Origin of the sequence: Priestia iocasae (assembly GCF_016909075.1) — a bacterium.
GTDB lineage: Bacteria > Bacillota > Bacilli > Bacillales > Bacillaceae_H > Priestia > Priestia iocasae.
In genome coordinates, this window is sequence record NZ_JAFBFC010000001.1 from 516,701 (window position 1) to 537,710 (window position 21,010).

24 protein-coding genes are annotated in these 21,010 nt (G+C 36.1%); 22 read left to right on the plus strand and 2 right to left on the minus strand.

Features of this window, described 5'->3' with window-relative positions:
- Window positions 1–4: 4 nt before the first annotated feature.
- The 9 genes from JOC83_RS02615 (at window position 5) to JOC83_RS02655 (ending at window position 7,313) form a co-directional block, all read left to right on the plus strand.
- Complete coding sequence (locus tag JOC83_RS02615; RefSeq protein WP_205184769.1) at window positions 5–589, plus strand: CPBP family intramembrane glutamic endopeptidase; 585 nt, start codon at window positions 5–7, stop codon at window positions 587–589.
- A 33-nt stretch (window positions 590–622) separates the two neighbouring features.
- A complete protein-coding gene (locus tag JOC83_RS02620) occupies window positions 623–961 on the plus strand; it encodes a hypothetical protein (RefSeq protein ID WP_205183335.1) in 339 nt (112 codons plus the stop codon).
- A 58-nt stretch (window positions 962–1,019) separates the two neighbouring features.
- Window positions 1,020–1,478 carry a YpbF family protein gene (locus JOC83_RS02625; RefSeq protein ID WP_205183337.1) on the plus strand — a complete coding sequence of 153 codons (459 nt, stop codon included), beginning with the start codon at window positions 1,020–1,022 and terminating at the stop codon, window positions 1,476–1,478.
- An 83-nt stretch (window positions 1,479–1,561) separates the two neighbouring features.
- The gene (locus tag JOC83_RS02630) at window positions 1,562–1,957 is read left to right on the plus strand and encodes a hypothetical protein (RefSeq protein WP_205184881.1); all 396 of its coding nucleotides are present in this window, start codon (window positions 1,562–1,564) and stop codon (window positions 1,955–1,957) included.
- 8 nt (window positions 1,958–1,965) lie between these two features.
- On the plus strand, window positions 1,966–2,736 hold the full coding sequence (locus JOC83_RS02635) for a metallophosphoesterase (RefSeq protein ID WP_239583270.1): 771 nt from the start codon (window positions 1,966–1,968) through the stop codon (window positions 2,734–2,736).
- Between the two features lie 100 nt (window positions 2,737–2,836).
- Window positions 2,837–3,754, plus strand: coding sequence for a MerR family transcriptional regulator (locus JOC83_RS02640; RefSeq protein ID WP_205183339.1), 918 nt, complete (start codon window positions 2,837–2,839; stop codon window positions 3,752–3,754).
- Window positions 3,755–3,879: 125 nt separating this feature from the next.
- Complete coding sequence (locus JOC83_RS02645) at window positions 3,880–4,485, plus strand: genetic competence negative regulator (protein ID WP_205183341.1); 606 nt, start codon at window positions 3,880–3,882, stop codon at window positions 4,483–4,485.
- 320 nt (window positions 4,486–4,805) lie between these two features.
- Entirely contained in the window at window positions 4,806–6,086 is a 1,281-nt protein-coding gene (locus JOC83_RS02650) for a Glu/Leu/Phe/Val family dehydrogenase (RefSeq protein WP_205183344.1), read from the plus strand.
- 255 nt (window positions 6,087–6,341) lie between these two features.
- Window positions 6,342–7,313, plus strand: a complete 972-nt coding sequence (locus tag JOC83_RS02655) for a YpdA family putative bacillithiol disulfide reductase (RefSeq protein ID WP_205184774.1) — start codon at window positions 6,342–6,344, stop codon at window positions 7,311–7,313.
- A 100-nt stretch (window positions 7,314–7,413) separates the two neighbouring features.
- Here the strand turns inward: JOC83_RS02655 and JOC83_RS02660 are convergent, their stop codons facing one another.
- Entirely contained in the window at window positions 7,414–8,382 is a 969-nt protein-coding gene (locus JOC83_RS02660; protein ID WP_205183347.1) for an asparaginase, read from the minus strand.
- 153 nt (window positions 8,383–8,535) lie between these two features.
- On the opposite strand from JOC83_RS02660, the gene prsW reads away from it, so the two are divergent.
- From prsW to fni, 8 genes are all read left to right on the plus strand, one after another.
- The gene (gene prsW / locus JOC83_RS02665) at window positions 8,536–9,186 is read left to right on the plus strand and encodes a glutamic-type intramembrane protease PrsW (RefSeq protein WP_205183349.1); all 651 of its coding nucleotides are present in this window, start codon (window positions 8,536–8,538) and stop codon (window positions 9,184–9,186) included.
- A gap of 176 nt (window positions 9,187–9,362) precedes the next feature.
- Complete coding sequence (gene sleB, locus JOC83_RS02670) at window positions 9,363–10,367, plus strand: spore cortex-lytic enzyme (RefSeq protein WP_239583271.1); 1,005 nt, start codon at window positions 9,363–9,365, stop codon at window positions 10,365–10,367.
- Window positions 10,368–10,383: 16 nt separating this feature from the next.
- Entirely contained in the window at window positions 10,384–11,733 is a 1,350-nt protein-coding gene (gene ypeB / locus JOC83_RS02675) for a germination protein YpeB (RefSeq protein WP_205183352.1), read from the plus strand.
- Between the two features lie 205 nt (window positions 11,734–11,938).
- Window positions 11,939–12,115 carry a YpfB family protein gene (locus JOC83_RS02680; RefSeq protein WP_205183356.1) on the plus strand — a complete coding sequence of 59 codons (177 nt, stop codon included), beginning with the start codon at window positions 11,939–11,941 and terminating at the stop codon, window positions 12,113–12,115.
- Window positions 12,116–12,357: 242 nt separating this feature from the next.
- The gene (cmk, locus tag JOC83_RS02685; protein WP_205183359.1) at window positions 12,358–13,029 is read left to right on the plus strand and encodes a (d)CMP kinase; all 672 of its coding nucleotides are present in this window, start codon (window positions 12,358–12,360) and stop codon (window positions 13,027–13,029) included.
- 4 nt (window positions 13,030–13,033) lie between these two features.
- Window positions 13,034–13,615: a lysophospholipid acyltransferase family protein gene (locus tag JOC83_RS02690; protein WP_205183362.1), complete on the plus strand. Its 582-nt coding sequence runs from the start codon at window positions 13,034–13,036 to the stop codon at window positions 13,613–13,615.
- Between the two features lie 238 nt (window positions 13,616–13,853).
- Window positions 13,854–14,990, plus strand: coding sequence for a 30S ribosomal protein S1 (gene rpsA, locus JOC83_RS02695; RefSeq protein ID WP_205183364.1), 1,137 nt, complete (start codon window positions 13,854–13,856; stop codon window positions 14,988–14,990).
- Window positions 14,991–15,002: 12 nt separating this feature from the next.
- Window positions 15,003–16,052 (plus strand): type 2 isopentenyl-diphosphate Delta-isomerase, encoded by a 1,050-nt coding sequence (gene fni, locus JOC83_RS02700; protein ID WP_205183367.1) that lies wholly within the window; start codon window positions 15,003–15,005, stop codon window positions 16,050–16,052.
- A 78-nt stretch (window positions 16,053–16,130) separates the two neighbouring features.
- On the opposite strand, the gene JOC83_RS02705 is transcribed toward fni, so the two are convergent.
- Window positions 16,131–16,262 carry a YpzI family protein gene (locus JOC83_RS02705; RefSeq protein WP_205183370.1) on the minus strand — a complete coding sequence of 44 codons (132 nt, stop codon included), beginning with the start codon at window positions 16,260–16,262 and terminating at the stop codon, window positions 16,131–16,133.
- Window positions 16,263–16,384: 122 nt separating this feature from the next.
- On the opposite strand from JOC83_RS02705, the gene JOC83_RS02710 reads away from it, so the two are divergent.
- From JOC83_RS02710 to JOC83_RS02730, 5 genes are all read left to right on the plus strand, one after another.
- Complete coding sequence (locus tag JOC83_RS02710; RefSeq protein ID WP_205183372.1) at window positions 16,385–16,993, plus strand: YphA family membrane protein; 609 nt, start codon at window positions 16,385–16,387, stop codon at window positions 16,991–16,993.
- 433 nt (window positions 16,994–17,426) lie between these two features.
- Entirely contained in the window at window positions 17,427–18,737 is a 1,311-nt protein-coding gene (der, locus tag JOC83_RS02715) for a ribosome biogenesis GTPase Der (protein WP_205183374.1), read from the plus strand.
- Between the two features lie 18 nt (window positions 18,738–18,755).
- A complete protein-coding gene (locus JOC83_RS02720) occupies window positions 18,756–19,796 on the plus strand; it encodes an NAD(P)H-dependent glycerol-3-phosphate dehydrogenase (protein ID WP_205183376.1) in 1,041 nt (346 codons plus the stop codon).
- Window positions 19,797–20,045: 249 nt separating this feature from the next.
- Entirely contained in the window at window positions 20,046–20,249 is a 204-nt protein-coding gene (locus tag JOC83_RS02725; RefSeq protein WP_205183378.1) for a DUF2768 domain-containing protein, read from the plus strand.
- Window positions 20,250–20,282: 33 nt separating this feature from the next.
- On the plus strand, window positions 20,283–21,008 hold the full coding sequence (locus JOC83_RS02730; protein WP_205183380.1) for a hypothetical protein: 726 nt from the start codon (window positions 20,283–20,285) through the stop codon (window positions 21,006–21,008).
- The last annotated feature ends 2 nt before the right edge of the window (window positions 21,009–21,010 follow it).

A 21,010-nucleotide genomic window follows, 5' to 3' on the forward strand; every position in this document is an offset into this window, starting at 1 on the left:
GGACATGTTTAAAAATCAGCAAAAAGTGATTGACAGTATGACAGATCGAGAATTATTACAGCAGCTTTATATTACGCAACTGCTTCTTTTAAGTATTGCACTAGGAATTGGTTTGTGGAAATATAACGCAATGACTGAATTTTTCTCCTACTGGAAACTTAATTTTATGGAAATTCTTTTGTACGGTGGAGGAAGTGCTAGTTTAGTTATAGTAGTTGATTTGGTTTTTATGAAGCTTTTACCTCCATCTATGTATGATGATGGTGGCATTAATAAAAGAATTTTTTCAAAACGCTCAATTCCCCATTTATTCTTTTTATGTTTCGTAATTGCGACTGCCGAAGAGCTTTTATTTAGAGGTGTGATTCAAGTTCATTTTGGGATTATATGGGCGAGTATTATCTTCGCCTTGATGCACATTCGTTATCTTAGTAAATGGTTTTTATTAGTGATGGTTGTGACCTTAAGCTTTTTTATCGGATGGCTATTTCACGTAACCAATAATTTATTTGTAACGATTTTTGCTCACTTTTTAATTGATTTTATTTTAGGATTACACATAAAGTTAACGGCGACGAAAGAAGCGTAAGGTTTTAGACGTATTATATTAGGAGGAAATACAATGTCGGTTCGTTTTCGTTATCAAGAAGACCAAGCTCATAAGCTGCGTCAGCAAGTAGATGAGGCATCTACTCCTCTTCCAAAAAAGAATATGCTGCCTTCTCGAAGTGAAATTCATCGGCAAAAAGATGAAAAGAAGAAACCAAAAGTAAAATTTAAACACCCACTTATCCGTTTATTAGTGTTTTCGTTTGTCCTATTACCCGTTATTGCCTATCTTGCATACAACTATTATGTAGAAAAAGAGCCAACCTCAAATCATGTTCCTCATAATGAAATATTTGAGGTGATTAAGGTTTCAGAAACACGTCTTGTACCAGGAGAGGGCGCACGAGATTAACTAACATAAACAGTAAGACAACCTCATATTGTGTAATAAACGGTGAGGGGGTGTCAAAGTGGAGATAAAGGTTCAAATGTTACATCATTCAACTGATGAACCAACTAAATATATGCTTCAAACCGTAATTGATAGGAAGAGAAAATTTGAGCGGTTAAAAGAAAAAGAAAAAAAGCTAACATTAGCTTTCATCGCTGCATTACTATTGGTCGGTCTTTATTTATTTTTCTCATTTTCTAAAATATCAATATTTAGCTTCAGTGCTGCTATTAGCTTTTTAGTAGGAGAAACCTATCATCTGTTTTTCATTTTAGCAGTGATGTCTTCGTATCTCTATCTTTTACAAATTCATAAGAAGAGTGAAAAGGCGGAAAAAGAGTTTCATGATTTAAGGTGTGAAATTATCCAAAAAAGTAAAGAGTTGTGGCCTACGAATGAAAAGTGGGAATCTCGACAACATGTGTTTCAATTAATGAAAAGAGAATATGACATTAACTTGTATCATGAAAATAAGTAAGTAGAAAGGCATGATGCAAAGTTGAAACTTCTAACATAAACCCCCCTCCTTTTACATAAAACAAAAAAGGAGGGGGGTTTTGTATGATGAAAAAGCTTATGTTTCTTCTAGTAGCGCTGCTATGTAATTATTTTGTTATTCGTTGGGTCCCAATAAAACCTTCGTTTCGTCTCACTGATCTTTTCCTTCAAATGCTCATGAACCCATTTAAATATTTTATTATGATGATTACTTTTTGCATTTCCTTCTTATGCTATTCTGTGTTAATTCGTATTGTCATTGAGCAAGTCTATTCAATGTTCAAACACCTTTCGTGGGTGTGGAGTGAAGTGTTGTTGTCTATATGTACAATTGCTAGCTTATTGTTTTTACTGAATGTGGGATTTTGGCAAACGCTCTTCATATTATGTTTCGCTATTATTTATGGTATGATTTCTATAGATTTACGAAAGCAAGCTGTGACGAATACGCAGCTTTAGGAGGAAGTATGGTATTATTCATTTCTTGTATAAGCTTATTACTAGTCCTTTTAGTCGTCTATATGAGTATAGAAGCAAAAAGAACTATTGTTATCGACCATCAAGTCACTTTTGCAAATTTTCCAGAAACTTTTGGCTCGCTTCGTGTTTTTTTTATTTCTGATATTCATCAGCGCACGATCACGGATCGTTTATTACATAAAGTGAAAGAACCTGTTGATTTTGTCGTAATTGGGGGAGACTTAACAGAAAAAGGAGTACCGTTATCAAGAGTTCTTCATAATATTAAGCAACTAAAAAAGTTAGGACCTGTGTACTTTGTTTGGGGGAATAATGATTATGAAGTCGATTATCATGAGTTAGATGCCCTACTGTTAAGTGAAAATGTCGTTATCCTTGATAACACAGCTGTGAAGCTTGAATCAGACCAAGGAGAGCATATTCATCTTCTTGGAGTAGATGATACATCAAAAAAGAGGGCAGATCTTTCTCTTGCATTGCAAGACTGTGACGAGGATGGGTTTAAAATGTTAATTAGTCACAATCCATCAATCATTCACAAGGTAAAAGAAGAGGATCAAATTGATTTTATTTTAAGTGGACATACACACGGAGGACAAATTCGTTTCTTTGGGCTGGGACCTTACGAGTTGGGAGGCTTTAAAGAAATGAAAGGAACAAAACTGTTTGTAAGCAACGGATACGGAACGACAGCTTTACCACTTCGTCTTGGAGCGCGTGCAGAAACCCATTATCTTGTCATTAGTCGTACAAAATAACCTTCCGCTTACAAAAAACATATACAAAATTTACATAGCAAATATCTTGAACTATAATGCAAGTATCTTATACAGTTCACGAAGTAGTTGGAGGTTATGTATGGCTGCTCAAGAAGGAAAATATAACATTAAAGCCATTTCAAATATGGTTGATATTCAACCAGGTACACTTAGAGCGTGGGAACGGCGTTATCAGATTTTGAACCCTGTTCGCAATGATTCAGGACATCGTTTATATACAGAAGAAGATTTTAAAAAGTTAAAATGGTTAACAGAGAAAGTGAATAGTGGTTTTACAATTAGTCAAGCAGTTTCGTTATTAGAAACAGAAAGCACTTCTGTTAGTCATGAAGATGATGATAAACAAGCGGACTCACCTCAGCGTATAAAAGAAGAGCTACTGCAGGCTTTATTATCGTTTGAAGAAAGCAAAGCACAAGATTTAATTAGTCATGCTTTCAGTTTATATTCAGTTGAAAAAGTAGTGATGGATGTTCTAGGATCCTGCCTTGTTAAGATTGGAGATATGTGGGAAAAGGGGAGCATTACCAGTGCACATGAGCATTATGCGTCTCAACTCTTAAAAGCAAGAATTAGTATGATTTTTTATTCGCTACCTTCAAATGGATTACTACCTAAAACCATTGCTGTATGTGGACCAGGTGAAACGCATGAAGTAGGACTATTAATCTTTACGTTCTTTTTAAGAAGAAAAGGATTTGAAGTGATTTATTTAGGGAGTAGCATTGAAGAAAAAGATCTTCCTTTAATTGTAAAGGAAGTCAATCCAACGTTTCTTTTCATGTCATGCACCATGGCTGATAATGCTGTGAGAACTTTAGAAATAGCTTCTGATATGAAAGAGCAGTTTCCAGATATGAAAGTTGGGTTAGGTGGTTACGCATTTGATATGTTAGATAAAGAGAGACGGGAAAAAGCAAAACCGTTTGTGTTAGGACATACAAAAGATTCATGGAACCAATGGTTAAATGAAAAATTAGCGGAGTTAGAGGGCTAACAGGCTTGTCTTTATGTAAAGAAAGATGTAAACTCATGATTATAGCGCGAACCGTTTTCCAAAAATTACATATGCTACATTAAGTATAATCATGTAGATGTGAGCGCGAGCGGGGAGGGGCATACATGAGGCTTGAGCGATTAAATTATGGCAAAATTAAAGTGTTTTTAACGTATGATGATTTATCAGAAAGAGGATTAACAAAAGAAGATTTATGGCGAGACTCTTTCAAGGTTCAACAGCTCTTTAGGGAAATGATTGAACAAGCATGTGATGAATTAGGGTTTCAACCGACGAGTTCTCTTTCTGTAGAAGTGTTCTCGCTACAAGCCCAGGGAATGGTCATCATTGTAACGACTAAAGATACAGAACACATTGAAGAAGAAGAAGAAGAAGATGATTATGTAGACGAATATATCGAGATGCAGGTCACATTGGATGAAAGTACAGATGTGTTTTTTGAATTTTGTACATTTGAAGATGTTATCCAGCTTGCTAATCGCCTTACTCCTGTTTATCAAGTGGGAGGAACATTATATTCATATGAAAACCGCTTTTACTTACTAATTGAGCATGATCAATTAGTAGGGGGGCAAATGTCTGATTTGGTTGCGCTGCTTGCGGAGTATGGTCATCCTTCTACAATTACCAAGTATCGAGTTCATGAATATGGAAAGCTTCTTGTTGAACAAGAGGCGATCATTTATATTGCTAATACATTTAAACCGTAAAGATTGACAAAAAGATCATTTATTTGACAAGAGGCAATACTCCTCCAAATAAATGGTCTTTTATTTAAAGGAAATAGTAAAACCCATCATTTTTTTCGTCATTTTAGGTGGAAAATGGAGAAGATAAGATGTATGATGAAGAGGATAAGATTCATTATTTTAGCATTGTTTTTATATGTTTGAAAGCGTTTTCTATCAAGTGTATAAAAAAATATGAAAAGTTAATTTTTTTCTTTGCATAATTTATGGAAACGTGTATACTATGTCATGAAAGTAGCACCAATGAATTGATAATTTGATTCACTTTAGGAGGTTCACAGATGGTAGCCGACAAGACAAAGGAACAAGTAAACAAGCAAGAAGAGAAGCATGATGTACTAAAATCAACACAAACTGTGATACATAAAGCTTTAGAGAAGCTAGGCTATCCTGAGGAAGTATTTGAATTGTTAAAAGAACCAATTCGCATGATGACAGTCAAAATTCCTGTTCGTATGGATGATGGCTCTGTAAAAATATTTACTGGTTATCGTGCTCAACATAATGATGCAGTTGGTCCAACAAAGGGTGGTATTCGTTTCCATCCCAACGTTACCGAAAAAGAAGTTAAAGCGCTTTCAATTTGGATGAGTTTAAAGTGTGGTATCGTTGATTTACCCTATGGTGGAGGGAAAGGTGGAATTGTTTGTGATCCACGAAACATGTCTTTTGGAGAACTAGAGCGTTTAAGCCGTGGCTATGTACGTGCAATTAGTCAAATTGTTGGTCCAACGAAAGATATTCCTGCACCAGATGTATTTACAAACTCTCAAATCATGGCGTGGATGATGGATGAATATAGCCGTATTGATGAGTTTAATTCGCCTGGCTTCATTACAGGAAAGCCTCTTGTTTTAGGTGGATCACATGGTCGTGAAACAGCGACTGCAAAAGGTGTAACAATTTGTATTCGAGAAGCAGCAAAAAGACGAGGAATCGAGTTAAAAGGTGCTCGTGTTGTTGTTCAAGGATTTGGAAATGCGGGAAGCTTCTTAGCAAAGTTTATGCATGATGCTGGTGCAAAAATTATTGGTATTTCAGACGCGTATGGAGCTCTTCATGATCCAAATGGATTGGACGTTGATTATTTATTAGATCGTCGCGATAGCTTTGGTACAGTTACAAAGTTGTTTAATAATACAATCAGCAATAAAGAGCTATTAGAACTTGATTGTGACATATTAGTACCAGCAGCAATTGAGAATCAGATTACAGAGGAGAATGCGCATAACATTCGTGCGAGCATTGTTGTAGAAGCCGCTAATGGCCCAACAACATTAGAAGCAACGCAAATTTTAACTGAGCGTGGTATCCTACTTGTTCCAGACGTATTAGCAAGCGCTGGTGGTGTAACGGTATCTTACTTTGAATGGGTACAAAATAATCAAGGTTATTATTGGACGGAAGAAGAAGTAGAAGAGAAATTAGAATTAGTAATGGTTAAATCATTTAATAATATTTATGAAACTTCAACGGTACGTAAGGTAGATATGCGTCTAGCTGCTTATATGGTTGGAGTTCGTAAAATGGCAGAGGCATCTAGATTTAGAGGCTGGATTTAAAAACAGAACAATTGCAAGCAAATAAAAAATCTCCTATCATTAGATAGGAGATTTTTTATTTGACAAAAGCCTAGAAGTTTTATCGTTAAGAAAACGATTTTATTCTAAGGCAATGAGAATGAAACAAAAAGGGCTTAATGCATAATAGAAGCAAAAGACCTCTTTATGGTAATGTAAACGCAAATTTTGAACAGTTGGTACAAGAACTAATTAAGAGATTAAACCGTGTCATTGATAGATGAAGGAGTGAACGAAGTGAAAAGTGAAGAAGTCATCATAGTAGGTGGAGGCCCTTGTGGTCTTTCTGCCGCTATTGAATTACAAAAGGTGGGCATTACTCCCCTTGTTATCGAAAAAGGTAATATTGTAAATGCAATTTATCATTATCCTACTCATCAAACGTTTTTCAGCTCTAGCGAGAAGTTAGAAATTGGAGACGTCCCTTTTATTACAGAGAATCGTAAGCCTGTTCGAAATCAAGCCCTTGCTTATTATCGAGAAGTGGTAAAGCGAAAACAAGTGCGTGTAAATGCATTCGAACGAGTCAATGCTGTTAAAAAGCAAGCCGATGAATCCTTTATTGTTGAAACATCGAAAGAAACGTATCAAGCAAACTATGTCATTATCGCAACTGGTTATTACGATAACCCTAATTATATGGGAGTTGCAGGAGAGGACTTACCGAAAGTTTATCATTACTTTAAGGAAGCTCATCCTTATTTTGATAAAGATGTGGTAGTGATTGGTGGAAAGAATTCAAGTGTAGATGCAGCTCTAGAGTTAGTAAAATCAGACGCTCGAGTGACGGTTTTATATAGAGGATTAGAATATTCAAAAAGTGTAAAGCCTTGGATTCTTCCTGAATTTGATGCATTGGTTCGCAATGAAGTAATCAATATGAAATTTGGAGCTGAATTGAAAGAGATTACAGAAGATGCAGTTACCTATATGCAAGGTGAAAAGGAGTATACCATTCCAAATGACTTTGTATTTGCGATGACAGGTTATCATCCAGATCACTCTTTTTTAACAAAGATGGGCGTAGACATCGATTCAATTACAGGGCGACCATTTTATAATGAACAGACAATGGAAACAAACATGCAAGGGATTTTTATTGCAGGTGTAATTGCAGCTGGAAATAATGCAAATGAAATTTTTATTGAAAACGGGCGATTTCATGGTGGACAAATTGCAGCATATCTTAAAAAGAAGATGACTATGTAAGATATCTCAAATGGAGTAGTGCTTGCTCCATTTGAGATCCTTTGTTTCTAGAGGATTGTTGTTCTTTAAAGAGTGATAATAGCAAATGAACGAGTTGTTTCTATTTTAAAAACATGGTTTGTAATGTGGAGCGATCTGATGTCTGTTCTAAGGCGGTTAACAGCTTGATTCTAGCTTTTTGGCCGCTTAATCCATTTGAAAAGATTAGACCTAAATCTTTAAGTTGTTTGCCCCCGCCTTCATATCCATACACATCTTGCGCAATCCCATTAAAACATCTAGAGACGAGTACAATTGGAATGTGCTTGTCTAACAAACCACGAATACCTTCAAGTGTGCGAGGAGGTAAATTACCTTGTCCTAATGCTTCAATTACTAAGCCGTCAACATTCATATCACATATTGCATTGAATATTTGTTCATCCATTCCAGCATAAGCTTTTAATAAGAGCACTTGCTTATTTACTTTATGTACTGTATAAAGGTCTCGTGCAGTAGGCATATGGTGAAATAAGACATGCTGCTTTGTTACAATACCGATTGGTCCATACTGTGGGCTTTGGAATGTTGCTACATTGCTCGTGTGAGTTTTTGTTACGTTTTTTGCAGTATGAATTTCATCATTCATCACCACAAGAACTCCTTTTCCTTTTGCTTCATCGCTAATTGCCACCCGTAAAGAAGAAATAAAATTATGTGGCCCATCTGATCCAATTTCATTACTAGACCGCATTGCTCCAGTCAAGACAATTGGAATATCAGCGTGCACTGTCAAATCTAAAAAATAGGCCGTTTCTTCTAACGTGTCTGTTCCATGAGTAATAACGACAGCATCAATTTGTTGTTTCGCTTTTTCTTCTATTTTTTTTGACAATAGAAGCATTTCATTTGGCGTAATGTGAGGGGAAGGTAAATGAAACGCTTCTTCTACAATCACATTGGCTAAAGCCGTAATCGAAGGTGTGGTATACACTAGAGGGTTTTGTGAATCGGGTGCAACAGCCCCTGTTTGTTTATCTTCTTTCATTGAAATAGTACCGCCAGTATGGATAATGTAAACGGTTTTCATTTCTTTACATCTCCTTTTCACTTATGAAATTGTTCAAATCTTACATGCTCATCAACTTTATGAAATGAAATCCAATGGATCTCTAGGAAATAATTTTCTTTCTTACAATAACATGTTAACATTAAAAAAAATAGAGGAAATGAGGCGCTTTGTATGTTAGGGATTATCTCCGCCGGTATTGCGCCAGGATTAGCACTGTTAAGCTTTTTTTATCTAAAGGATGAATACGAGAGCGAACCTGTTTCTGTGGTGTTTAAAACGTTTATTTTGGGAGCTGTACTCGTACTTCCAATCATGTTTATCCAATATGTATTAGAAGAAGAGCAAGTGTTACAAGGGTTATTTATAAAAGCCTTTTTTACAGTTGGCTTGTTAGAAGAGTTTTTTAAGTGGTTTATCTTATACTTCACCATTTATCAGCATGTGGAATTTGATGAGCATTACGATGGTATTGTATATGGAGCAGCTGTATCACTTGGATTTGCAAGCGTCGAAAATGTTCTATTTTTATTTGCTAATGGTTTAGAAACGGCTATAGGAAGAGCCATGCTTCCCGTTTCAAGTCATGGCTTGTTCGGTGTTATTATGGGGTATTATTTAGGGAGAGCAAAGTTCTCGCAAGGAAAGGAATGTGTACAATGGATTTTGTACTCTTTGTTTGTTCCTATTTCTTTGCATGGCCTATATGATTTTATCTTGATTTCTATTGATCAATGGATTGTTTTAATTATTCCTTTTATGATTGGTTTATGGTGGTTCGGATTACGGAAAGTAAAAAAAGCAAAACAGTTTTCATTGCATTAAGCTCAGTTGATGACTCTTTTAGGGACTTCGGCGGAGCTTTTTTGTTTTGAATGGTGCTCATATTAACGAAGAGACGAGAGATATTTTGTACAAATTCTTCCGATGTTGTATAAAAAAGCATCCATTACAAAAAATACTCCTATCATAACTTTGGTGTGATGTAGGAGGGTTATTTGATGTTATTGTTTCGACATAGTCTAAAAGCGTTATTGATAGGATGTGCGTTAACGTTAGTGATAGGTTTTACAATTCCTAAACAAGCTTCAGCATTCTCTAATCAAGTTATTCAACATGGAGCTGTAGGAAATGACGTAATTGAGTTACAATCACGTTTACAATACCTTGGTTTTTATAACGGTCAAATTGACGGCGTGTTTGGATGGAGCACTTATTGGGCCTTGCGTAATTTTCAATACGAGTTTGGGATGAAGATTGATGGATTGGCAGGTCACGAGACAAAGAACAAATTAGCAAAGGCTACAAAGTATCATGAGCAATTTGTAAAAAAACAAATGAATACGGGAAAAAAGTTTACTCACTATGGTGGTGTACCACTAGATCAACAGAAGACAGATACTCCTAGGCGTGGTGGTGGTCAACAGGGAGGGCAAGGCAGTAAACAGCAACAGAAGGGCTCTTCCGAACAAGGCGGTGGTCAGCAAGGAGAGACAGGTGGTAAACAGAAAGGTTCTGCCCAGCAAGGTGGCGCTCAGCAAGGAGCAACGGGTGGTAATCAACCGAGTCAAGCTCAACAACCACCTTCAAACGAAGAAGAAAATGAATCTGCTTCTCAAGAGGTTAAGGCTGCAAACGTTCCGAATGGTTTCTCTCAAAATGATATTCAGCTTATGGCAAATGCGGTTCATGGAGAAGCACGTGGAGAGCCTTATATTGGGCAAGTAGCTGTAGCGGCAGTCATTTTAAACCGAGTGAATAGTCCAACATTCCCGAATACGGTAGCAGGTGTTATTTTTGAACCGAGAGCGTTTACAGCAGTAGCGGATGGACAAATATGGCTAGAGCCAAATGAAACATCTAAAAAGGCTGTTTTAGATGCGATAAATGGCTGGGATCCAACAGGAAATGCGCAATACTATTTTAACCCGAACACAGCAACAAGCGCATGGATTTGGTCAAGACCACAAATTAAACAAATCGGAAAGCATATATTCTGTGAATAAAGAGAGGTGAATAATAATGATTAGAAGTATCTTAATTGCAATTTTAGCAATTGGTGTTGTTGGAGTTGGATATTGGGGTTATACAGAGCATCAGGAAAAAGATGCTGTATTAATTCAAGCTGAAAATAGCTATCAGCGTGCCTTTCATGACTTAACATATGAGCTAGACTTATTAAATGATAAAATTGGATCGACACTAGCCATGAATTCTCGCGATCAGCTTTCGCCTGCTTTGGCGGAAGTATGGCGAGTTACATCAGAAGCACATAGTAATTTAGGACAGTTACCTTTAGCGTTATTACCATTTAACAAAACAGAAGAGTTTTTATCCAATATCGGTGATTTTAGCTACAAAGTGGCCATTCGAGATTTAAGTGCTTCTCCGTTAACAGATGAGGAGTATGGTACACTTCAATCTTTATATAAAACATCTTCTGATATTCAAAATGAAATGCGTAAAGTTCAGCATCTTGTTATTGAAAATAATTTACGTTGGATGGATGTAGAACTAGCTTTAGCAACAAAGGATAAACAAGCAGATAACACCATTGTTGATGGATTAAAGACAGTTGAAAAAAGCATGGATTCTTATGAAGAAAGTAGTTTTGGTCCAAGTTTTATTACAAATCAAAATAAACACCGAGAATTTTCACAACTAAAAGGAAGAGAAATTAATGAGAGCGTTGCTAAAGAAGTAGCTCGATCATTTCTAGCTCTTGAAGGAAATGAAAAGATAAATGTTGTAGAAAGTGGAAAGGGAGCAGATCATAGCTTTTACAGCTTAACAATTACTGATCCCCAAACAAAGCAAGAAACATATATGGATATTACGAAAAAAGGTGGGTATCCAATTTGGGTACTTCAAAATACTGAAGTAAAAGAGCAAAAAATTAGTTTAAATGAAGCAATGGAAAAGGCACATACATTCTTAAAAGAACATGATTTTGAAAGTGTAGTGATGTCTGAGAGTGCACAATATGAAAATACAGGAGTGTTTACATTCGTAGAAGAAACAGAAGCAGGTGTGAGAATTTACCCTAACGCTGTTAGAATGAAGGTTTCGTTGCAGGATGGGAAAATTGTTGGGTTTTCTGCAAAAGATTTTCTTTTATCACATCGATTGCAAGACATACCTAAACCGACTATTTCTCAGGATGAAGCAAGAAGTAAAATCAACAGAAATGTAAAAATTATGGAAGAGCGATTGGCGGTTATTAGAAATGATGTGAATGAAGAGGTACTTTGCTACGAGTTTCTAGGAACAATCAATGATGATACGTACCGCATATTTATCAATGCAAAAGATGGATATGAAGAGCAAGTAGACAAACTTCAAAATGCAGAGCCGCTTTATAATCAAGTTTAAGAAACATAAAGCTGTATCAATGGAGGATACTTCCATTGATACAGCTTATCGCATTTTTGCTACCTTAAATCTTGTAAAGTCAATAGACAAAAACTAAGCTTTATGTTTGTTCTTATGTGGGAAGTGATTATCAGAAGTAGAATACCTATCATTATGTATAGAGGTTCCTACTCATATCCATAATGATAAAAAGGATGTGAAGGGTATGCGGAGGATTGAACGTATTTTAGTTAAATTAGTCATTATTCAATTTGCTTTTCTAATCATTGCACAAGCTATTCTGTTAACGAGTAATCATAGTACATATTTTTCAAAAGTCATTCAGTATGAAGGAGTAGCTAAAAATAATTTTAATAAAATTATTGAAACATTCGACCAGTAAACAGTCGTATGATAAAATAATAGATGATAACTTACGGATGAACAGTGGAGTGCAGGGGGAATACCTGCTCTTTTTTTCGTCATTTGTCTTTATAAAGACTGACTTTAGTAGTGATTTTTGAACGAACATCCGAACTGTTAACCTTTTCTTATTCAACTTTTATCGTTAAATGAAAAGCATTTGCGAAAAGGATATGAATAATAGAAGTTGCTTTTATTTTTGTGTGAATTTAAGGAGGAAGTATGGAAAAACGTATTTCAATTGCAATTGATGGTCCAGCAGCTGCCGGTAAGAGTACAGTTGCTAAAATTATTGCCGAGAAATTATCATATATTTATGTAGACACAGGCGCTATGTATCGCGCAATTACTTATAAAGCACAACAGCATGACCTTGATTTACAAAATGAAGAAGCTCTTTTACAGTTGTTACAACACACAACAATTGATTTACAGCCTGCTGAAGAAGGTCAAGTTGTGTTGTTAGATAAAAATGATGTAACAACTGAGGTGCGATCATCAGAAGTGACAAATTCGGTGTCCATTGTTGCAAAGCATCGTGCGATAAGGGAGGAAATGGTTTCTCGTCAACAACAACTAGCACAAAGTGGTGGTGTTGTGATGGATGGTCGAGATATCGGAACGCATGTACTGCCGAATGCAGAGGTGAAAATCTTTTTATTAGCTTCCGTTGATGAGCGTGCAAAGAGAAGGCATGAAGAAAATAGTTCAAAAGGCTTTCCGTCTAATCTTCAACAGCTAAAAGATGAAATTGCTAAACGTGATAAATTAGACTCAGAGCGTGAAGTAGCACCATTAAAAAAAGCAGTAGATGCTATTGAAATTGATACAACGTCACTAACAATTTATGATGTCGTAGATCGTATACTTGCAATTGTAAACGAAAGGATATGAGAAAATGAGCTTGTACACATTTGCAAGGTCAGTGGTAAAAGGAGTTCTGAAGCCTGTTTATCGAATTGAAGCTATTGGAACGGAGAATATCCCAAAAGAAGGTGGAGTTATCCTTTGCTCTAATCATATTGATAATCTAGATCCACCTGCAGTTGGAATTACGTGCCCTAGACCTATTTCTTTTATGGCGAAGGAAGAGTTGTTTCATGCGCCCATCTTAAAAAATATTCTTCCCGGCTTACAAGCTTTTCCTGTTAAAAGGGGAATGGGCGACAGAGAAGCTTTAAGAAGAGGCATCGCTCTTTTAAAGCAGGGAAATGTACTTGGACTATTTCCAGAGGGAACGAGAAGTAAAGATGGTAAGCTTGGGAAAGGCTTAGCGGGTGTGGGCTTCTTTGCTTTGCGTTCAGAGGCTGCTGTTATTCCATGTGCCATTATTGGACCGTACAAAATGTTTCAGAAGGTCAAAGTTGTCTATGGCTTACCAATGAATATGGAAGATTTTCGTGAGCGTAGAGCATCGGCTGATGAGGTAACCGAAGCCATCATGCGTGAAATTGCAGAATTGCTTGAAAAATATCAATAATTCACCCCTTTTTACTTGACAAAAGATTCTATTTATTAGAAGTTAGTAAAAAGAAGGTTTTTTCTACACGTAGTTATATACACTACTGATTGGTAAAGGAAGCTAATTTTTCGAGAAGTATATCTCAGAAAGCGGAAGAATATTCTTACGTGTATACTATGGTTTTTACTTCTTATGTAAGATTGGCTCCTTTCATGTTAATACATACTGTAGGTTAGTAACTAAGGAGGATGAGACGATGGTAGAAGATATGAATCAAGTAGAATTTAACGTACTAGAAGTAGGCAAACGAGTAACGGGTATTGTGACAAAAGTTGAAGAGAAACAAGTTCTTGTGGAAGTGCAAGGTAGTAAGCTAGATGGAATTATTCCAATTAGTGAATTATCTAGCTTGCATATTGAAAAAGCAACTGATGCGATTGAAGAGGGATCAGAAGTAGAAGCACAAGTCATTAAGATAGAAGATGAATTACTTGTTTTATCAAAACGTGCTGTAGATGCTGAGAAAGCATGGGAAGACCTTGAACAAAAGCTTGAAACTGGAGAAATCTTTGAAGCAGAAGTGAAAGAGATTGTTAAAGGTGGATTAGTCGTTGATATTGGTGTAAGAGGATTCATTCCCGCTTCTCTTGTTGAAACATACTTTGTAGAAAACTTTGAAGAATATAAAGGAAAAACATTAACAGTAAAAGTAAAAGAGTTAGATAAAGAAAAAAATCGGGTGATTTTATCTCACCGTGATGTCATAGAAGAGCAGTTACTAAATGAAAAGGAAACAGCTATTAACTCTCTTGAAGCTGGGCAAGTATTAGAAGGAAAAGTACAAAGGTTAACTGACTTTGGTGCATTTGTTGATGTTGGTGGTGTAGATGGTTTAGTTCATATTTCTCAGCTAGCACATACGCGCGTTGAAAAGCCATCAGATGTAGTAGCAGAAGGTCAACAAGTCAAAGTGAAAGTATTATCAGTTGACAAAGAAAATGGTCGTGTATCATTATCGATTAAAGATACATTAGATGGTCCATGGACAAACATCTCATCAGAGTTTCAAAGAGGAGATGTATTAGATGGAACAGTAAAACGCCTTGTATCATTCGGTGCATTCGTTGAAGTTGCTCCGGGTGTGGAAGGGTTAGTTCATATTTCGCATATCGCTAACAAGCATATTTCTACACCTCATGAGGTATTAAAAGAGGGAGAAAAGGTCAAAGTAAAAGTATTAGATGTAAATGAAAGTGAAAAAAGAATGTCTTTAAGTATTCGAGATCTCGAAGAAAAACAAGAAGAAGATTACAGCAATTATGAGCCAATTGAAGAAGTAAAAGGATTTCAGTTAGGTGACATGATTGGAGATCAATTAAAAAAATTAAAATAATGGTGATGCTTTATGAGTAGAGCGCAACGTAAGATTGACCATATTCATCATGCGTTGAAAACTGGTCAACATCGTTTGCACGGATTAGATGATATTTCTTTCGTTCATAATAGCTTACCTAATCTAAGTGTTGATAAAGTTAATTTGAATACGACCATTGGCGAACTTTCTTTAAGTTCGCCAATTTTTATCAATGCGATGACTGGTGGCGGCGGAGAAGAAACAGAGAAAATTAATAGGTGTCTTGCTCAAGTAGCACAAGAAAGTGGAGTGGCAATGGCGGTTGGATCACAAATGGCAGCCATTAAAGACCGTGTTGAAAAACAAACCTATTCAGTAGTTCGACAAGAGAACCCTCATGGGGTTGTATTTGCAAACTTAGGAAGTGAAGCCACTGTCGAACAAGCAAAAGAAGCGGTAGATATGCTAGAAGCAAATGGACTGCAAATTCACTTAAATGTTATTCAAGAGCTTGTTATGCCTGAAGGAGACCGTGATTTTACAGGTGCACTACATCGAATTGAAAAAATTGCTAAAAATCTTTCAGTTCCTGTTATTGTAAAAGAGGTTGGATTCGGAATGAGCTATGAGGTAACGAAAAAATTGAAAGAAGTAGGCGTCACCATCATAGATGTTGGTGGTTATGGCGGTACAAATTTCTCAAGAATTGAGAATGAAAGAAGAACAAAACATTTTTCGTTTTTTAATGAATGGGGAATGCCTACTGCTGTCTCTATTGCTGAAGCTTGTCAATTCCAAAGAGGGACGTCTGTTATTGCTTCGGGTGGAGTTCAAACGACAATGGATATTGCCAAAAGTATTGCATTAGGTGCTTCAGCTGTGGGAATGGCAGGGAGATTTTTATCGATCTTACTAAATGATGGTGTCGACGAAGTTATTAAAGAGATCAATGATGTACATGAGGAGCTAAGGTTTATCATGACAGCGTTAGGAGCACCTTCCATTTCTTCATTACAACAAGTGCCTATTGTAATCAGTGGTTCAACTCATCATTGGTTAACAGAAAGAGGCGTTTCAACATCTAATTACGCACAAAGATAGCGATAAAGGTTGTTCTTTAAAAAGGTGAAGAGCTGTGTCGGAAGAAACGTGTTGTGTTTCTTTTGACACAGCTCTTTCTTATCTATTAATATCTCGCGCTTCTTCGGGACTTTGAAGATTCGTAGCCCCTGGATAGTGTAGTCCTTGGTCGCGATCAGCTTCTACGCGTTTTTCTTGCTTTAATTTTTTCTCTTGGCGGTCTTTACCCATTTGTTGTTCCTCCTTCTTAGAATAATCTCTTATATATTCACCAATATGCTTTCATTTATACGATTTATCAAGATTAAGTTTAGTTGAAATGATACATAATGGATATAAAAGGAGGTCAAAGGGTGGAAGGAATTTATTTTTATTGGTTTGCTTGGATGGGTTGGATCTTCACAACTTTTCTAATGAAAAAAACAAAGCAACGACTTTTGTACACAGCTATTATTCTATGCAGTATTATGTTATCTGTCATCAATGTACAGCTACTTGATATGGAAGTAAATAGTGCGTTTTTGTTTTTACTTATTATTAGTTATATGAGTTTTTCTATTGTAAAGGCGAAAAAGCAAGTATATTATTTTATTGCTTCATTTATTGGAGCCCTTGCTTATGCAAGCTTTTGTCTATTTGAATTGTATGATCCGGTATGGATTTTGATTGATAAGCGCGTAATGGTTAGTGCTCTTATTCTTTACGTTATCTTTATGTTAGTAAAGACATATAGAATGAGGATAATTTGTTCTGTTATTTCTATTTGTCAAGGTGATTTGTTTTTTTCCTTCGTACTTAGGACGCTGTCTTTTCCTTATGAAATTGGCGCTCCATCGCTATTAGATATTGTAGCAGTGACAGTACTGTGTATCAGTGTGTGGGAAGGAGTTTTAAAGGCAACGGCTTATTTCGATGTATATTTATTAAAATGGAATAAACAAAAGCAAACGACTTATAAGTAAAAAGAAAAGGGAATGTTAATTAAAAGCTTAATATCCTTAAGTTTTAATGACCGTTCGGTTAGTGAAGAAAGATTATATTGTTGTTTACAATGTTTTTTGATAAAATTATTAGATTGAAAAGACAATCTCTATTATTAGAAAGTGGAGGTTGTTAATAGGTTCTATCTTCTTCATTAACAAACAGTCGAATTACTGTGTTAAAAGAAACAACAAATGCTTTTTTGCCACAGTCTGCAACATCCCTTGTCGCCGAAATCCATTCACATTAATGGATAGAATGGGCAAGGGATGTTGCATGAAGCCATTCTTTTTCTCATGTTAATGATGAATGGGATAGCCTTTTAATGAATTGATAAAGCAACCCTTATATGTAACATGCTATGTTTTCGTTCAGAACATTTACATATTGATATAAAAGAAAAGGAGTAATTATATGCCAAAACCAATTATTGCAATCGTTGGTAGACCAAATGTTGGAAAGTCAACGATTTTTAACCGTATTGTAGGAGAAAGAGTGTCCATTGTAGAAGATATTCCTGGAGTAACGCGTGATCGTATTTATAGCTCAGGTGAGTGGTTAAATACAGATTTTAATATTATTGATACGGGTGGAATTGATATCGGTGATGAGCCGTTTATTGAACAAATTAAACATCAAGCAGAAATTGCGATTGATGAAGCAGATGTTATTATCTTCCTAACAAATGGTCGAGATGGTATCACAGGTGCTGATGAAGAAGTAGCAAAAATCCTATATAAATCTAAAAAGCCAGTTGTTTTAGCTGTTAACAAAATTGATAATCCAGATATGAGAGAGCTTGTATACGACTTTTATGCCCTTGGATTTGGCGAACCGTTTCCAATCTCAGGCACGCATGGACTTGGATTAGGGGATTTACTAGATGAAGCAGCAAAATATTTCCCGAAAGAAGGGGAAGAGCAATATTCCGACGAGACAATTAAGTTTTCACTAATTGGTCGTCCGAATGTAGGGAAATCCTCACTTGTAAATGCTTTATTAGGAGAAGAGCGTGTTATTGTAAGTAACATTGCAGGAACAACACGTGATGCGATTGATACAAAATTTACAAAAGAAGACAAAGAGTACGTTGTTATTGATACTGCAGGGATGAGAAAAAAAGGGAAAGTATACGAAAGTACAGAAAAGTATAGTGTACTTCGTGCGTTAAAGGCTATTGAGCGCTCTGATGTCGTCTTAGTTGTTCTGAATGCTGAGGAAGGTATCATCGAACAAGATAAACGTATTGCAGGATATGCTCATGAAGCAGGTAAAGCGGTGGTAATCGTTGTTAACAAATGGGATACAGTAGAAAAAGATGAGAAAACGATGAAACAATTTGAACAGAAAATTCGAGATCATTTCTTGTTCTTAGATTATGCACCAATTGTTTTCTTGTCAGCGAAAACGAAAAAACGCACACACACACTTCTTCCAATGATTAATCTAGCTAGTGAAAATCACTCGTTACGTGCAGAAACAAGTGTAATCAACGACGTTATTATGGATGCTGTAGCAATGAATCCAACACCAACTCACAATGGAAATCGCTTAAAGATTTACTACACGACGCAAGTAGCTGTGAAGCCGCCGACATTTGTTGTATTTGTAAACGATCCAGAGCTTATGCACTTTTCATATGAACGTTTCTTAGAGAATAAGCTTCGCGAAGCGTTTGGTTTTGAAGGCACACCAATTAGGATTATCGCTAGAGCACGAAAATAATAGTAGGATGTGATATAGGTGGAGAAGATTGCGGTATTAGGAGCAGGAAGTTGGGGCACAGCTTTAGCTTTTGTGCTTGCTGATAATGGACATGATGTACGCATATGGGGACATCGTGAGCAAATTATTCGTGAGATTAATGAAAGTTATACAAATGAAAAATATTTGCCAAATGTTCAACTACCTCAAACCTTAACAGGATTTACATCTTTAGCTGAAGCTATTTGTGAAGTTCAAACGATTGTCTTAGCCGTTCCTACAAAAGCAATGCGTGAAGTAATGGCGCAGCTAAAAGAAGTGGCAACTGAGCCATTAACCATTGTTCATGTAAGTAAAGGAATTGAACCTGATACACTGATGCGAATTTCTGAAATGATTGAGCAAGAAATGCCGACTGAGCTTTTAGCAGATGTCGTTGTCTTATCAGGCCCAAGTCATGCTGAAGAGGTGAGTCGTAGACAACCGACTACTGTGACCGTCTCTTCTCATAACATGAGAGCGGCTGAAAAAATTCAAGATTTGTTTATTAATCAACAATATTTTCGTGTGTATACAAATCCAGATATTATCGGTGTTGAAATCGGAGGAGCGTTAAAAAATATTATTGCTCTTGCTGCTGGTATTACAGATGGACTTGAATATGGAGATAATGCGAAAGCAGCTTTAATTACAAGAGGATTAGCTGAAATTGCTCGCTTAGGGAGTGTGTTAGGAGCAAATCCACTTACCTTCTTAGGTTTAACAGGCATCGGAGATTTGGTTGTAACGTGTACAAGTGTTCATTCTAGAAACTGGAGAGCTGGTAATTTGTTAGGGAAGGGCTATAACCTAGACGAAGTATTAGCGAATATGGGGATGGTTGTTGAGGGTGTAAGAACAACAAAAGCAGCCTATCAACTTGCTCAAAAATATAACGTAAAGATGCCAATTACAGCTGCATTATATGATGTGTTATTTAATAATGTAAAAGCAAAAGACGCTGTAGATTCATTAATGGCTCGCACAAAAACACATGAAATGGAAGACCTTGCTAACATTTTGGGAGAGCGAATGAGTTAGTTGGTATTAATGACAAAAGTACAAAATAAATGACGAAAAAACAGCGGTAAGAAATTAAATAATTGATGATGCCTAAACGTCTGTTTATGCATAAGATACAATGTAAAAACTATGAGTAGACTATTTGGGTGTAGGATGTTTAGTTAATGCTGAAGCGAGGAGGCCCCCTTCGTTTCAGCTTTTTTATTTTTCAAACTATATGTTTAATTCGTGTGATATAATGGTTGTCGGAAAAGGAGTTGATGAATCATGTCCCCAGCTTTAATGAAAATGTGGATTTCACTCGGTTCAATGGGATTTATGTTTATTTCAGTTTTTTCGATTTATCTTAGTCGTTATGTCATTAAAAATCGAATAGTAAAAACGATACTAGCTATTATTGCGTATGCTTTAATGGTTGTAGCTGGCATTATTATTTTCTTTGTTGTGTTTAGTGGCCCAACACCTGAATAGATAAACTTTATACATAAGGTAGGAAGGTACAATATGAAAAGGCTTACATTTTTAGTGCTAATCGTTTGTTTTACTTTGGTGTTATCGGGATGTTTGTATCCAGAGGATAAGTTACAAAAAAATCAAATTCCATATAAGGATCAAATTGCAGCCGTTCAAACAGTTGTAGATCAATATCAACAAGATAGTGGCGGTCTACTTCCAATTAAGGATAGAGATATGAGCACGCCTATTTATCAAAAATACCCGATTGACTTTAATAAATTAATACCACGTTATATGCAAGAAGCACCAGGGATATCTTTTGAAAGTGGAGGGGTATTCTCATATGTTTTAACAGATGTAGAAGAGAATCCGACGGTAAAACTAATTGATTTAAGAACAGCAGAAAAGATTAGAGAGGTAAAGGTTCATATCAATATATATCGTCAAAAGAACAAGGGATATGCCCCGTTTAAAGACGTCATAGCAAAAGGTGTATTTTCAATTGATTACGATAAATTAAACTTTAAAGAGCCTGCTTACGTAGTAAGTCCATTCTCTGGAAATAATTTACCGCTAGTTATGAATCATGAAGGAGAAGTGTTTATTGATTATTCAGCGGATTTATACAATGCACTCTCGACAGAGAAACATACATTTAAACAAGGTGATGATATCCGAGACATATTACTCGACACGTCTGACTTTGTACCGGCATATTCATTGGCTTATACAATTGATGAAAAAACGAAAGAACCAATATTTTTAGAAAAATAAGT

Bases quoted from the DNA above. Each gene is read 5' to 3' on its own strand.
- JOC83_RS02620 (WP_205183335.1), top strand. From the start codon at position 623: ATGTCGGTTCGTTTTCGTTATCAAGAAGACCAAGCTCATAAGCTGCGT.
- cmk (WP_205183359.1), top strand. From the start codon at position 12,358: ATGGAAAAACGTATTTCAATTGCAATTGATGGTCCAGCAGCTGCCGGT.
- JOC83_RS02640 (WP_205183339.1), top strand. From the start codon at position 2,837: ATGGCTGCTCAAGAAGGAAAATATAACATTAAAGCCATTTCAAATATG.
- JOC83_RS02615 (WP_205184769.1), top strand. From the start codon at position 5: ATGTTTAAAAATCAGCAAAAAGTGATTGACAGTATGACAGATCGAGAA.
- prsW (WP_205183349.1), top strand. From the start codon at position 8,536: ATGTTAGGGATTATCTCCGCCGGTATTGCGCCAGGATTAGCACTGTTA.
- fni (WP_205183367.1), top strand. From the start codon at position 15,003: ATGAGTAGAGCGCAACGTAAGATTGACCATATTCATCATGCGTTGAAA.
- JOC83_RS02725 (WP_205183378.1), top strand. From the start codon at position 20,046: ATGTCCCCAGCTTTAATGAAAATGTGGATTTCACTCGGTTCAATGGGA.
- sleB (WP_239583271.1), top strand. From the start codon at position 9,363: ATGTTATTGTTTCGACATAGTCTAAAAGCGTTATTGATAGGATGTGCG.
- JOC83_RS02650 (WP_205183344.1), top strand. From the start codon at position 4,806: ATGGTAGCCGACAAGACAAAGGAACAAGTAAACAAGCAAGAAGAGAAG.
- ypeB (WP_205183352.1), top strand. From the start codon at position 10,384: ATGATTAGAAGTATCTTAATTGCAATTTTAGCAATTGGTGTTGTTGGA.
- der (WP_205183374.1), top strand. From the start codon at position 17,427: ATGCCAAAACCAATTATTGCAATCGTTGGTAGACCAAATGTTGGAAAG.
- JOC83_RS02645 (WP_205183341.1), top strand. From the start codon at position 3,880: ATGAGGCTTGAGCGATTAAATTATGGCAAAATTAAAGTGTTTTTAACG.
- JOC83_RS02730 (WP_205183380.1), top strand. From the start codon at position 20,283: ATGAAAAGGCTTACATTTTTAGTGCTAATCGTTTGTTTTACTTTGGTG.
- JOC83_RS02635 (WP_239583270.1), top strand. From the start codon at position 1,966: ATGGTATTATTCATTTCTTGTATAAGCTTATTACTAGTCCTTTTAGTC.
- JOC83_RS02660 (WP_205183347.1), bottom strand. From the start codon at position 8,382: ATGAAAACCGTTTACATTATCCATACTGGCGGTACTATTTCAATGAAA.
- JOC83_RS02690 (WP_205183362.1), top strand. From the start codon at position 13,034: ATGAGCTTGTACACATTTGCAAGGTCAGTGGTAAAAGGAGTTCTGAAG.
- JOC83_RS02630 (WP_205184881.1), top strand. From the start codon at position 1,562: ATGATGAAAAAGCTTATGTTTCTTCTAGTAGCGCTGCTATGTAATTAT.
- rpsA (WP_205183364.1), top strand. From the start codon at position 13,854: ATGGTAGAAGATATGAATCAAGTAGAATTTAACGTACTAGAAGTAGGC.
- JOC83_RS02705 (WP_205183370.1), bottom strand. From the start codon at position 16,262: ATGGGTAAAGACCGCCAAGAGAAAAAATTAAAGCAAGAAAAACGCGTA.
- JOC83_RS02680 (WP_205183356.1), top strand. From the start codon at position 11,939: ATGCGGAGGATTGAACGTATTTTAGTTAAATTAGTCATTATTCAATTT.